The sequence below is a fragment of the Streptococcus cristatus ATCC 51100 genome (genome assembly GCF_011612585.1).
In the GTDB taxonomy this organism is placed as follows: Bacteria; Bacillota; Bacilli; order Lactobacillales; family Streptococcaceae; genus Streptococcus; species Streptococcus cristatus_H.
Genome location: NZ_CP050133.1, coordinates 1,340,476 through 1,353,955, shown reverse-complemented (window position 1 = coordinate 1,353,955; position 13,480 = coordinate 1,340,476). Strand labels below are relative to the sequence as shown.

The window sequence follows — 13,480 nt, the reverse complement described above, 5'->3', positions numbered from 1 at the left end:
TGATACGGGATGGGACGGAATTAAATTTTGAAAGAATTTAGTTCTGTCTCGTTTTTTATTTTAGTTAAACACAGTCGCCGAATATAAAAGACTCTGAGTTTCTTCTTTGTAGAAATTTAGGTATAATAGAAGCAGGAATGCTGAAATTAGTTCTTGTTCTACTTACTTGACTGACGAAGGTTAAGAAGAAATAGGCTAGTTAGAGCTTGGGATAGATTTTCAGTAAAACGAAAAAATTAAGAAGTGGAAATGCATTTTTTCTGTCTTCTTTTTACTAGTAGGCATCATTTATCGTAGCTGTATCAAGGAGAATTTTGTGATTACACAACTAGATACCAAGACTGTTTATAGTTTTATGGATAGTTTAGTCTCTATCAAAAAATATGTTCAACGGGCCAAGGACTTGGGCTACAAAAGTCTAGGAATGATGGATGTGGACAATCTTTATGGGGCTTATCATTTTCTAGAGGAGGTAAAAGCGGCAGGACTTCAGCCCTTGCTAGGTCTAGAAATGGAAATTTATAAAGATGGAAATCCTCTCAATCTGAGATTGCTAGCCTTAGATAGTCAGGGCTATCGCAATTTGATGAAGATTTCGACTCTGAAAATGATGAATCGTCAAAATTGGGAAGACTTTCAACATCTTTTTAAGGGGCTGGCTCTGATTGTACCAATCTTTGAAGGTGTGGATCAGCTTGATTTGGGCTTGGACTTTTATGTTGGGGTCTTTCCAGATACGCCTAGGCAGGAATTGACTAGGCCAGTCCTGCCCTTACATACGGTTCGTTATTTTGAGCAAGGAGACTTGGAGACTTTGCAGATGTTGAGGGCGATTCGGGACAATATCAGCTTGCGAGAGGTCGGCCATCTGTCAAACCATGAATTTTTATTAGCGCCAGCCTCTTTACTGGAAGCTTTCGCTGAAAACTTTCCAGAGAGTTTGACCAACTTGGAGAAATTGGTGGCTGGTGTTCATTATGAAATTAATACCGACTTGAAACTTCCACGCTTCAATCCTGAGCGTCCTGCTGTGGAGGAGCTGCGAGAGTTAGCTGAGGCGGGATTGGCCAAGCGGGGGCTTACGGGAACAGCCTATCAAGCAAGGCTGGATCAGGAACTGGATGTCATTCATCAGATGGATTTTGATGATTATTTCCTCATCGTCTGGGATTTGCTGCGCTTTGGCCGTAGTCAAGGTTATTACATGGGGATGGGGCGTGGCTCTGCAGTTGGCAGTCTGGTGGCCTATGCTCTGGAAATTACAGGTATTGACCCAGTAGAAAAGAACCTGCTTTTTGAACGTTTCCTAAATCTAGAGCGCTATACCATGCCCGATATTGATATTGATATTCCCGATGTGTACCGACCAGAGTTTATCCGCTATGTCCGAGATCGCTACGGTAGCATGCATGCAGCCCAGATTGTGACCTACTCAACCTTTGGGGCTAAGCAGGCTATCCGAGATGTCTTTAAGCGCTTTGGTTTGCCAGAGTACGAGCTGACCAATGTGACCAAAAAAATCGGCTTTCGAGACAACTTAACCACTGCTTATGAGCGAAATATAGCCTTTCGTCAGATTATCAATAGCAAGCTAGAATACCAGAAGGCCTTTGAAATTGCTAAGAAAATCGAAGGCAATCCACGCCAGACCTCAATCCATGCGGCAGGTGTCGTCATGAGCGACGATGACTTGACCAATCAGATTCCCTTAAAATACGGGGAAGACATGTATATCACCCAGTACGATGCCCACGGTGTCGAAAGCAATGGACTGCTTAAGATGGACTTTCTGGGCCTGCGTAATTTAACCTTTGTCCAGCGGATGAAGGAAGCAGCTCTAGACAAATACGGAGTTAATATTGATATTGCTGGTATTGACCTGGAGGACGAGTCAACTCTGCGCCTCTTTGCAGCGGGTAATACCAAGGGTATTTTCCAGTTTGAACAAGCGGGTGCTATCAGTCTTTTGAAAAGAGTCCAACCTGTAAAGTTTGAAGAAGTAGTAGCTACCACCTCTCTCAATCGTCCCGGAGCTAGTGACTATATTGATAATTTTGTCAAGCGCAAGCATGGTCGCGAGCGCGTGGAGATGATTGATCCGAGCTTGGAGGATATCTTGGCTCCAACCTATGGTATCATGCTTTACCAAGAGCAGGTCATGCAGGTCGCCCAGCGTTTTGGTGGTTTTAGTCTAGGGAAGGCCGATATTTTACGACGGGCGATGGGCAAGAAAAATGCTGCTGAAATGCATAAAATGGAGGAAGAATTTGTCAGGGGAGCTGTCAAATTGGGACACTCAGAGACTAAAGCCAAGGAAGTCTTTGCGGTCATGGAGAAATTTGCTGGTTATGGCTTCAACCGTAGCCATGCCTATGCTTACTCAGCCCTAGCTTTTCAGTTGGCCTATTTCAAGGCTCATTATCCAGACATCTTCTTTGATGTCATGCTCAATTACTCGAGCTCGGACTATATCACAGATGCACTCGGATTTGGCTTTGAGCTAGCTCCCTTGAATATCCATAACATTCCCTATAAAGATAAGTTTCAGGAGCGGAAAATCTATCTTGGTTTGAAAAACATTAAGGGCTTGCCAAGGGATTTTGCTTTCTGGATCATAGAAGAGCGTCAAAAGAATCCCTTCAGCAGTGTGGAAGATTTCATTTTACGCCTGCCGCAGAGTTATCATAAATTGCCACTTTTAAGCCCATTGGTGCAATTGGGACTCTTTGATGTTTTTGAGCCCAATCGCCAGAAGATTTTGCACAATCTACCGAATCTTTTTGTCTTTGCAGATGAGTTGGGGAGTTTATTTGCTGATACTAGCTATTCATGGACGGATGCCGAGGATTTTACTGCTGCAGAAAAGTTTGAGCAGGAGCAAGCCCTGATTGGAATTGGGCTTAGTGACCATCCACTTATTAGTCTAGCTAAGAAAGCCCACCATCCTTTTGTCTGGATTGAAGAGTTGGCGGAAAATAGCAAGGCGACCATTCTAGTAGAAGTCCAGTCTATCAAGGTTATTCGCACAAAAAATGGTGAAAACATGGCCTTTATGCAAGTGACAGATACGAAGAAAAAGTTGGATGTCACTTTATTTCCAGAGGTTTACCGTCGTTTTGCCAAGCAAATCCAAGAAAAAGGCTATTACTATCTGACTGGAAAAATTCAGGAGAGAGATGGCCGGTTACAAATGGTTCTAACAGAGGTGGAGAAAGCAAGCTCAGAACGCTTTTGGATCCAATTAGCTGATACTAGTCGCGACAGGCAGATTGCGGAGATCCTGCAGCGATACCCTGGGGATATTCCTGTGGTGCTACGCTATGAGAATGACAAGAAAACGGTTCCTGCATCAGGTTTTCAAGTTCAAAAATCAGACCAACTTCAAGCTGAACTAGAAAATTACAGCATGAAAACGGTTTTTCGGTAAAAAATCAGGAAAATAAGAGAATTTTTATTCTGATTGTGGTATAATCTATAAGAATGTTAAAAAGATAAAGGAGCACATTACGAAATGAAACGTATTGCTGTTTTGACCAGTGGTGGAGATGCCCCTGGTATGAATGCTGCTATTCGGGCAGTCGTTCGTAAAGCAATTTCCGAAGGAATGGAAGTTTATGGGATTTATGGCGGCTACGCTGGAATGGTTGCTGGTGATATTTATCCACTTGATGCGACTTCAGTTGGAGACATTATTTCTCGTGGAGGAACTTTCCTTCATTCAGCGCGCTACCCTGAGTTTGCAAAACTTGAAGGGCAATTAAAGGGAATCGAACAACTGAAGAAACACGGCATTGAAGGTGTAGTTGTTATCGGTGGAGATGGTTCTTACCATGGTGCGATGCGCTTAACAGAGCATGGCTTCCCAGCTGTTGGTGTACCTGGAACTATTGACAATGACATTGTCGGAACAGATTTCACTATCGGTTTTGATACTGCTGTTACAACTGCAATGGATGCGATCGACAAGATCCGTGATACATCATCCAGTCACCGTCGTACTTTCGTTGTTGAAGTAATGGGACGTAACGCTGGTGATATCGCACTTTGGGCAGGTATTGCTACAGGTGCAGATGAAATTATCATTCCTGAAGAAGGCTTCAAGATTGAAGATATCGTTGCCAGCATCAAACGTGGCTATGAAAAAGGTAAGAAGCATAATATCATTGTTCTTGCTGAAGGTGTTATGTCAGCAGATGAGTTTGGTAAAAAGCTGAAAGAAGCTGGTGATACTAGCGATCTCCGTGTGACTGAACTTGGTCACATCCAACGTGGTGGTTCACCAACTGCTCGCGACCGTGTATTGGCTTCTCGTATGGGAGCGCATGCCGTTAAACTACTTAAAGAAGGTATCGGTGGTGTTGCCGTAGGTATCCGTAATGAAAAAATGGTGGAAAGCCCAATCTTGGGAACTGCTGAAGAAGGCGCACTCTTTAGCCTGACTGCAGACGGCAAAATCGTTGTCAACAATCCACATAAAGCTGATATCGGCTTAGCAGAGCTCAATCGCAGCATTAATATTTAATTGGTCAATCAGGGGTGAAATCCCCAAATAGTAGAAGGAGTTTCTTAATATCATGAACAAACGCGTAAAAATCGTTGCAACTTTAGGTCCTGCGGTAGAAATCCGTGGCGGTAAAAAATTCGGTGAAGACGGATACTGGGGTGAAAAACTGGACGTTGAAGCTTCAGCTCAAAATATTGCAAAATTAATTGAAGCAGGAGCAAACACTTTCCGTTTCAACTTCTCACACGGTGACCACCAAGAACAAGGTGAGCGTATGGCAACTGTTAAACGTGCGGAAGAAATCGCTGGTAAAAAAGTTGGTTTCCTTCTTGACACTAAAGGTCCGGAAATCCGTACAGAATTGTTCGAAGGTGACGCAAAAGAGTACTCATACAAAACTGGTGAAAAAATTCGCGTTGCGACAAAACAAGGAATCAAATCAACTCGCGATGTGATTGCTTTGAACGTTGCTGGTGGACTTGATATCTACGACGATGTTGAAGTAGGTCGCCAAGTATTGGTTGACGATGGTAAACTTGGTCTTCGCGTTGTAGAAAAAGACGATGCAAGCCGTGAATTTGTAGTTGAAGTTGAAAATGACGGTGTTATCGCTAAACAAAAAGGTGTAAACATCCCTAACACTAAAATTCCTTTCCCAGCTCTTGCTGAGCGCGATAACGACGATATCCGCTTCGGTTTGGAACAAGGTATCAACTTCATCGCGATTTCGTTCGTACGCACTGCAAAAGACGTCAACGAAGTACGTGCAATCTGTGAAGAAACTGGTAACGGACATGTTCAATTGTTCGCTAAAATCGAAAACCAACAAGGTATCGACAACTTGGATGAAATCATTGAAGCTGCTGACGGTATCATGATCGCTCGTGGTGACATGGGTATCGAAGTACCATTCGAAATGGTTCCAGTTTACCAAAAAATGATCATTACTAAAGTCAATGCAGCTGGTAAAGTTGTTATCACAGCAACAAACATGCTTGAAACAATGACTGAAAAACCACGTGCAACTCGTTCAGAAGTATCAGACGTATTTAACGCTGTTATCGATGGAACTGACGCTACAATGCTTTCAGGTGAGTCTGCAAACGGTAAATACCCACTTGAGTCAGTAACTACAATGGCTACAATCGATAAGAACGCTCAAACTCTTCTTAACGAATACGGACGTTTGAACTCAGATACTTTCGAACGTAACTCTAAGACAGAAGTTATGGCTTCAGCTGTTAAAGATGCTACAAACTCAATGAATATCAAATTGATTGTTACTTTGACTAAGACTGGTCACACTGCTCGTTTAATCTCTAAATACCGTCCAAATGCTGATATCTTGGCATTGACATTCGATGAATTGACAGAACGTGGCTTGATGTTGAACTGGGGTGTTATCCCAATGTTGACAGAAGCACCTTCATCAACTGATGATATGTTCGAAATTGCTGAACGTAAAGCAGTTGAAGCAGGTCTTGTTGAGTCTGGTGACGATATCGTTATCGTTGCAGGTGTACCACTTGGCGAAGCTGTTCGTACAAACACAATGCGTATCCGTACAGTACGTTAATTTATTTCATAGTATGCAAAAACCGATAGATCCATTCTATCGGTTTATTTTTTGTTCTAGATTTTTTTATTTTGCAATTATGAAAACTTCAAAATAAGAATATTAACATTTTGCATATCAAAAAGGAGAAGAACCCTATGATCTTCTCCAGATTTTATATTTTCTTCAATTGACCACAATTTATAAGGAAAAAAACAATAGTGTAACTATGATAAATATGGATTATCGTTACACTATTGGTTAGTAGATACTCTATATATCAATTTTTTCTTTTCTAGATTCTAATACCCAACCGATGATCCAGCAGCAGACGAGCAGATAATTTTCAATCCAGCCTAGTAGATTCGCTTGATTCGCTTTTTCCAGATAGCCTAGCAGATGATTGGTGCCAAAGCCCAGCCCGCCCAGAATCAGTGCTAACAAGGTCATACGTAGATAAAACCAATCATACTTCATGTTGGTGGCAATGACTAAAGGCAGAATAGCCAGATTCCAGAAACCAATTTCCCGCTGCCAGTAGGGAGCTAGGCCGTAGATGGACTCATTGCCCAAGAGCTGGGGCTGGAAAATCTGGATTATAGCCGCGCCCAACATAGCTAAGATCAGTAAAATGAAAGTCACTCGTAAAAATTTATTCATACCTGTCTCCTTTCTTCTTTATAGATTATATTATTTTTGAAAATGATTTTCAAGTTTTCATTTTTTACAAAAGAAATATATAATAAAATATTTTACAAGCAAGTCCTATCTTTTTAGGTGTTTTTGTGGTATACTAGGTTAGTTGCAGAAATACAGTTTTTCTATTCAGTGGGAACTAGCGACCGAGTCGGCGCTTTTTTAGTGCCTAGACTTGAGAGACCATATTTATGAAGAGAAGAGCGAATACTCTCAAAAAATCGAGATTTAGCAAGGGAAAAGAACTTGGTATGTTTCGATAGTTGAGTATCAAAAGCCTTATAAGGTGGCTTCGCACCGCCTTTAGAAAGAAGAAGAACATTGAAATTTAATGAATTACATTTATCTGCTGAATTACTAGCAGAGATTGAAAAAGCTGGCTTTGTAGAAGCAAGCCCTATTCAAGAGCAGACAATTCCACTTGCTATGGCAGGTAAGGATGTTATTGGTCAGGCCCAGACAGGGACAGGAAAGACAGCGGCCTTTGGCTTCCCAACTCTGGAGAAGATTGATACAGATAATCCTGCTGTGCAGGCTTTGATTATCGCTCCAACCCGTGAATTGGCTGTTCAGAGTCAGGAAGAGCTTTTCCGTTTTGGCCGCAGCAAGGGTGTCAAGGTGCGTTCTGTCTACGGTGGCTCCAGCATCGAAAAGCAAATCAAGGCCCTCAAGTCTGGTGCTCATATCGTCGTAGGAACACCTGGTCGTCTTTTGGATTTGATCAAACGCAAGGCGCTTAAGCTGAATCAGATTGAAACCTTAATCTTGGACGAAGCGGATGAAATGCTTAATATGGGCTTTTTGGAAGATATTGAGTCTATCATTTCCCGTGTGCCAGAAGAACGTCAGACCTTGCTCTTTTCAGCGACCATGCCTGATGCTATCAAGCGCATCGGTGTCAAGTTCATGAAGGAGCCTGAGCATGTCAAGATTGCTGCTAAAGAGCTGACGACGGAGCTTGTAGACCAGTATTATATCCGTGTCAAAGAACATGAAAAATTTGATACCATGACCCGCCTGATGGATGTGGAGCAGCCTGAGCTATCAATCGTCTTTGGTCGGACCAAGCGCCGGGTGGATGAGCTGACTCGTGGTCTGAAAATCCGCGGTTTCCGAGCAGAGGGTATCCATGGTGATTTGGACCAAGGCAAGCGCCTCCGCGTCCTCCGTGACTTTAAAAACGGCAATTTGGATGTCTTGGTGGCGACAGATGTAGCCGCGCGTGGATTGGACATTTCTGGTGTGACCCACGTCTACAACTATGATATTCCTCAGGATCCAGAAAGCTATGTTCACCGGATTGGGCGGACTGGTCGTGCTGGTAAGTCAGGTCAGTCTATCACTTTCGTAGCGCCAAATGAAATGGGCTATCTTCAGATTATCGAAAATCTGACCAAGAAGCGTATGAAAGGCCTTAAGCCAGCGACTGCAGAGGAAGCTTTCCAAGCTAAGAAAAGAGTTGCCCTTAAGAAGATTGAACGCGATTTTGCAGACGAAAGCATCCGTTCTAACTTTGAGAAATTCAGTAAGGATGCCCGCAAGCTAGCAGCAGAATTCAGCCCAGAAGAGCTGGCTATGTATATCCTCAGCTTGACGGTACAGGATCCAGATACCCTTCCTGAAGTAGAAATCGCCCGTGAAAAACCATTGCCATTTAAAGCATCTGGTGGAGGTTTTGGTGGAAAAGGTAAGAGTGGTCGTGGAAACGGTCGTCGAGGCGACCAAGGCCGTGATCGCCGTGGCGGACGTGAAGATCGAGAGGGTGGCCGCCGTGACTTTAAACGCAAGTCAAACAAGAACAGTCGCGACTTCGAAAGCAGAGGAAATAAACGCCCACAACGCACTTCCAGCGAAAAGAAAACCGGCTTTGTTATCCGTAATAAAGGCGATAAATAAACAAAAAATCCGATGTCAGTTGACATCGGATTTTTCTATTGAAAATAATTTGAATATCTTTCAAGATTTGTTTGAAAACAGCACAATGAAAACGCATAAACAAACAATAATCTATTTTTTTGAAAAAAAGTATACATTTTTTTGTTTATATGAAAAAATTGTAGTATAATGATATAAGCAATGGTGCATGGACATTAAAGTGATTTGAGGTGTCCAAGGAACCTAAGAATCAAAGGGGAAACTTTGATGAGACGTCTCTAGACATCAACAACAAGGAGGATTGTACATGAAGGAAAGTCGTCATAAAGTGATCTTACAAGAGCTGGACCAGACGGGAGTTGTGTCTGTAAAGAACCTGAAGGAATTGCTGAATGTAACAGATATGACCATTCGGCGGGATTTGATTGATCTTGAGAAGCAAGGACTTTTGATTCGGGTGCATGGTGGAGCTCATAAAAAGGTGAAAGATAGCTTGAATGAAGCTTCGCATTCTGAAAAAACGATGTTAAATATAGAAGAAAAGAAGCTGATTGCTAAGAAATGTGCTGATTTGATTGCTGAAGGAGACACTGTTTTTATCGGATCAGGTACTACAACGGATTTTATCGGCGATTATTTAGAGGGGAAAAATATCAGTATTGTAACCAATTCACTCCCTATTTTCGAAAAGTTGAAGGATTACCCTAATTTTGATTTGATTTTGATTGGAGGACGCTATCGGGTCAAGACCCAGACTTTTGTGGGGCAGTTTGCCAATAAACTTTTACGAGAAATCAAGGTATCAAAGGCTTTTATTGGAGTGAACGGAATTGACGGCCACAATGTGACGACTGCCAATGAAGAAGAGGGGAATGGAAATGCCATTATTCTCAACAATGCAATTGAAAAATACATTGTTGCAGATAATAGCAAATTTGATAGCTATTCTTTCTATAGTTTTTACCGTTTGGACAATATTGACGCGATTGTAACGGATGACCATATCTCTCCGAAAGTGAGAGCAAAATATAGTTCTTACACCAAGGTCCTCTGATTTGATCGCGTTGTCATGAACGTTGATTTTAGACTCTGAAAGCTGCGAATTTCGTAGCTTTTATTTCTTATTACAAATGAATAATTGCATTTAACAGCGGACGAAAAGTTCCTGTATATCAACTTAGACTTGCTAAGGATATTCTTATGACTCGTGTTGTTCTTCAGCCATGCAGAATGACGAAATGTCCCATCTTCATATGAACATTAAAAATTTAAGTTATTAGACAAATAAACAAAAAATAACAAAACAAACTATTGACAGCGCTATCACATAATGATATAATTAATTAAACGAACAAAAAGAAACAAAAGGAGAGATGATAAAATGGCGCTTGCCCAATTATTTGATGAAAATCTAGTGTTTTGTTTACATGCAGAAAATCAAGAAGATCTTTTTCATCAAGTAGCTGATTTGTTAGAAGAAAGAGAAATTGTAACTTCTTCTTATCGAAACGCTTTACTTGAAAGAGAAAAGGCGTTTCCAACTGGATTGGATATGGAATTTTTAGGCAAGGACTTGCCGAATGTTGCCATACCTCATACGGATATTGCGCATAATTTGTCTGAAAACGTGGTAGTTGTTAAGCTAGATCAGCCTGTAACCTTCCACAATATGATTTCTCCTACGCAAACCGTTGAAGTGTCTCTCTTGTTCTTTATTATCAACAACTCTAGCTCAAGCCAGACCAATATCTTAGCACAGTTAATGGATTTCTTCACTAGCGAAGGAAATCTAGCTGGTTTAGCTTCTTTGAACTCAAAAGAAGAGTTGTTCCAATATATTTCAAAAGTTATTAAATAAATAAATCGGAGGATTTTATTATGATTAAAATTTTAGCAGCCTGCGGAGCAGGGGTAAACTCAAGTCACCAAATCAAGAGTGCTCTTGAGGAAGAGTTGTCAAACCGCGGTTATGATGTACATTGTGATGCCGTGATGGTTAAGGATGTCAATGAAGATCTAATGCAAGGTTATGATATCTTCACGCCAATCGCTGCAACAGATCTTGGTTTTGAACCAGGAATCCCAGTTATCGAAGCTGGACCAATCTTGTTCCGTATTCCTGCAATGAGCGCTCCAGTGTTTGATAATATTGAAGCAGCTATTAAAGAGCACGGACTAAGTTAATCTATTCTTTATCTTGCTAACATTCATATAACAAAAAAAGGGAGGAATTATTATGGATGTCATTATTGACCTAGCCAATAAGATTTTTAAACCCATCTTAGATATGGGTGGTCCTATCATCATGCTGATCATCTTGACAGTATTGGCTTTACTTTTTGGAGTGAAATTCTCCAAAGCGCTTGAAGGTGGTATCAAACTTGCCATCGCTCTTACTGGTATCGGTGCCATCATCGGTATGCTTAACGGAGCTTTCTCAGCTTCACTTGCTAAATTCGTTGAAAACACTGGTATCCAGTTGAACATCACTGACGTTGGTTGGGCACCGCTTGCAACCATCACTTGGGGTTCTCCATGGACCCTGTACTTCTTGCTCATCATGCTCATTGTCAATGTTGTGATGTTAGCTATGAAGAAAACAGATACATTGGATGTGGATATCTTTGATATTTGGCACTTGTCAATTACTGGCTTGCTTATCAAATGGTATGCAGATAAGAGCCATGTAAGTCCTGCTGTATCACTCTTGATTGCAACTTTAGCAGTTGTCTTGGTTGGTGTCTTGAAGATTATCAACTCTGACTTGATGAAACCAACCTTTGATGATTTGTTGAATGCACCAAGTTCATCTCCAATGACTTCAACTCATATGAACTACATGATGAACCCTGTTATCATGGTTTTGGATAAGATTTTTGACAAGTTCTTCCCTGGGTTGGACAAATATGACTTCGATGCTGCCGCTTTGAATAAGAAAATCGGTTTCTGGGGATCTAAATTCTTCATCGGTTTCCTTCTCGGTGTAGTTATCGGCATCATGGGAACTCCGCACCCAGTAGCAGGTGTAGAAGATGGCAACACATGGCAATTAGTTATTAAAGGATGGTTGTCTCTCGGTTTGACTGCCGGTGTCTGCTTGGAGCTCTTCTCACTTATCGGATCATGGTTTATCGCAGCCGTGGAACCACTTTCACAAGGTATTACTAATGTAGCAACAAAGCGTCTTCAAGGACGTAAATTCAACATCGGTCTTGACTGGCCATTTATCGCTGGTCGTGCAGAAATCTGGGCCTGCGCTAACGTACTTGCCCCAATCATGTTGATTGAAGCAGTTCTGCTTTCTAATGTAGGGAACGGTATCTTGCCATTGGCTGGTATCATCGCAATGGGTGTGACACCTGCCCTTCTGGTTGTTACTCGTGGTAAATTGCTTCGTATGATTGTCTTTGGAACACTCTTGTTACCACTCTTCCTTCTTTCAGGTACCCTGATTGCACCGTTTGCAACAGAACTTGCTAAAGGCGTAGGTGCCTTCCCTGAAGGAGTTAGCCAGTCTCAATTGATCACTCACTCAACACTTGAAGGACCGATCGAAAAACTCTTGGGCTGGACTATTGGTAATACTACTACAGGTGATATTAAAGCTATCATTGGTGCTATTGTCTTCCTTGGTGCTTATATTGGAATCTTTGCTTGGTACAGAAAGCAAATGATCAAACGGAATGCAGAATATGCAGCAAAAGCAAAATAATATCCGTTAACTATTGTTAAATATTGTAAGACTAGGGAAGCTAGATTGTCCATTTCCAAATGGGAATGTTGATAATCTAGCTTTTCCTATGTAATAAATAGAAAAGGCTAAGCAGAGAGAAGTCAGAAGCCTGCCTTTTTCTCTGAAGTAGAGAGGAGATTTGGATGGTGATTACGCTAGAAAATGATGAATTGACAGTGCAGTTTAAGCAATTGGGAGGAGCGCTTTCTTCAATCAAGGATAAGGATGGCGTGGAATACCTCTGGCAGGGTGATGCGACCTATTGGAGTGGTCAAGCTCCAGTTCTTTTCCCCATTTGTGGGAGTTTGCGTAATGACACCGCTCACTATGTATTAGAAGATAGTCAAGAAGCGAGTGGAGTCATTCCACGGCATGGTCTCGTTCGCAAGAAAGAATTTGAATTGGTTGAACAAACGGATACGAGTGTGACTTTTGCTATTGAGGACACAGAGGAAATGTTTCAGAACTATCCCTATCATTTTCGCTTATCAATTCGCTATAGCTTGACTGGTAAGAAGCTTCGTACCCAGTATATCGTAGAAAATCGTGGAGATAGTGGCGCTATGCCGTACTTCATCGGAGGCCATCCCGGCTTTAACTGTCCTTTACTTGATGATGAAAATTACGAGGATTACTATTTGGAGTTCGAAAAGGAAGAAACTTGCAGCGTTCCTCTCTCCTATCCTGAAACTGGAATGTTGAACTTTCTGGAACGCACGAGCTTTCTAGACCATCAAAAAGAACTGGCTTTGGACTATGCTCTCTTTGCTCAAGATGCAGTGACTCTTGATGAGCTAAAATCACGAACCGTTGCCCTTCGTTCTCGGAATCATGATAAAGGATTGCGTTTGGATTTTCAAGAATTTCCAAATCTGATTATCTGGTCAACTATCAACAAAGGACCATTTATAGCCTTGGAACCTTGGTCAGGCTTGTCGACCTCGTTAGAAGAGGGAGATTATTTAGAAAGCAAGAAAAATGTCCGTCTACTCCCAGCAGGAGAAAAAGAAGAAATTGGATTTGATATTACTATTTTTTAAAGAAAAATTTTAAAAATGTTTAAAAACAAACATATAATGTTGACAACGAACACTAAATGTTGTATTATAAACTTGTG

10 protein-coding genes are annotated in these 13,480 nt (G+C 41.5%); 9 read left to right on the top strand and 1 reads right to left on the bottom strand.

Going from position 1 to position 13,480, the window contains the following annotated elements:
• Positions 1-316 precede the first annotated feature (316 nt).
• The 3 genes from HBA50_RS06755 to pyk all read left to right on the top strand — a co-directional run bounded on the left by HBA50_RS06755 (position 317) and on the right by pyk (position 6,080).
• Positions 317-3,427 carry a DNA polymerase III subunit alpha gene (locus HBA50_RS06755; RefSeq protein WP_045499303.1) on the top strand — a complete coding sequence of 1,037 codons (3,111 nt, stop codon included), beginning with the start codon at positions 317-319 and terminating at the stop codon, positions 3,425-3,427.
• A gap of 84 nt (positions 3,428-3,511) precedes the next feature.
• A complete protein-coding gene (gene pfkA, locus HBA50_RS06750; protein ID WP_005590682.1) occupies positions 3,512-4,522 on the top strand; it encodes a 6-phosphofructokinase in 1,011 nt (336 codons plus the stop codon).
• A gap of 52 nt (positions 4,523-4,574) precedes the next feature.
• Positions 4,575-6,080: a pyruvate kinase gene (gene pyk / locus HBA50_RS06745; RefSeq protein WP_045499306.1), complete on the top strand. Its 1,506-nt coding sequence runs from the start codon at positions 4,575-4,577 to the stop codon at positions 6,078-6,080.
• A 252-nt stretch (positions 6,081-6,332) separates the two neighbouring features.
• On the opposite strand, the gene HBA50_RS06740 is transcribed toward pyk, so the two are convergent.
• On the bottom strand, positions 6,333-6,719 hold the full coding sequence (locus tag HBA50_RS06740; protein WP_045499309.1) for a hypothetical protein: 387 nt from the start codon (positions 6,717-6,719) through the stop codon (positions 6,333-6,335).
• A gap of 357 nt (positions 6,720-7,076) precedes the next feature.
• Between HBA50_RS06740 and cshA the strand changes: the two genes are divergently transcribed.
• The 6 genes from cshA to HBA50_RS06705 all read left to right on the top strand — a co-directional run bounded on the left by cshA (position 7,077) and on the right by HBA50_RS06705 (position 13,403).
• Positions 7,077-8,651 carry a degradosome RNA helicase CshA gene (cshA, locus tag HBA50_RS06730; protein WP_045499312.1) on the top strand — a complete coding sequence of 525 codons (1,575 nt, stop codon included), beginning with the start codon at positions 7,077-7,079 and terminating at the stop codon, positions 8,649-8,651.
• A gap of 286 nt (positions 8,652-8,937) precedes the next feature.
• Positions 8,938-9,684, top strand: a complete 747-nt coding sequence (locus HBA50_RS06725; RefSeq protein ID WP_005590674.1) for a DeoR/GlpR family DNA-binding transcription regulator — start codon at positions 8,938-8,940, stop codon at positions 9,682-9,684.
• Positions 9,685-10,011: 327 nt separating this feature from the next.
• Complete coding sequence (locus tag HBA50_RS06720) at positions 10,012-10,488, top strand: PTS sugar transporter subunit IIA (RefSeq protein WP_045499315.1); 477 nt, start codon at positions 10,012-10,014, stop codon at positions 10,486-10,488.
• A 20-nt stretch (positions 10,489-10,508) separates the two neighbouring features.
• Positions 10,509-10,814: a PTS sugar transporter subunit IIB gene (locus tag HBA50_RS06715; RefSeq protein ID WP_005590672.1), complete on the top strand. Its 306-nt coding sequence runs from the start codon at positions 10,509-10,511 to the stop codon at positions 10,812-10,814.
• Between the two features lie 52 nt (positions 10,815-10,866).
• Positions 10,867-12,342, top strand: a complete 1,476-nt coding sequence (locus HBA50_RS06710) for a PTS galactitol transporter subunit IIC (protein ID WP_045499318.1) — start codon at positions 10,867-10,869, stop codon at positions 12,340-12,342.
• 164 nt (positions 12,343-12,506) lie between these two features.
• Positions 12,507-13,403 carry an aldose 1-epimerase family protein gene (locus tag HBA50_RS06705; protein WP_045499321.1) on the top strand — a complete coding sequence of 299 codons (897 nt, stop codon included), beginning with the start codon at positions 12,507-12,509 and terminating at the stop codon, positions 13,401-13,403.
• Positions 13,404-13,480: the final 77 nt, after the last annotated feature.

What these genes read in the sequence shown, in the direction of transcription:
- pfkA (WP_005590682.1), top strand. Translation starts at nt 3,512, where the DNA reads ATGAAACGTATTGCTGTTTTGACCAGTGGTGGAGATGCCCCTGGTATG.
- pyk (WP_045499306.1), top strand. Translation starts at nt 4,575, where the DNA reads ATGAACAAACGCGTAAAAATCGTTGCAACTTTAGGTCCTGCGGTAGAA.
- HBA50_RS06740 (WP_045499309.1), bottom strand. Translation starts at nt 6,719, where the DNA reads ATGAATAAATTTTTACGAGTGACTTTCATTTTACTGATCTTAGCTATG.
- HBA50_RS06725 (WP_005590674.1), top strand. Translation starts at nt 8,938, where the DNA reads ATGAAGGAAAGTCGTCATAAAGTGATCTTACAAGAGCTGGACCAGACG.
- HBA50_RS06720 (WP_045499315.1), top strand. Translation starts at nt 10,012, where the DNA reads ATGGCGCTTGCCCAATTATTTGATGAAAATCTAGTGTTTTGTTTACAT.
- HBA50_RS06715 (WP_005590672.1), top strand. Translation starts at nt 10,509, where the DNA reads ATGATTAAAATTTTAGCAGCCTGCGGAGCAGGGGTAAACTCAAGTCAC.
- HBA50_RS06710 (WP_045499318.1), top strand. Translation starts at nt 10,867, where the DNA reads ATGGATGTCATTATTGACCTAGCCAATAAGATTTTTAAACCCATCTTA.
- HBA50_RS06705 (WP_045499321.1), top strand. Translation starts at nt 12,507, where the DNA reads ATGGTGATTACGCTAGAAAATGATGAATTGACAGTGCAGTTTAAGCAA.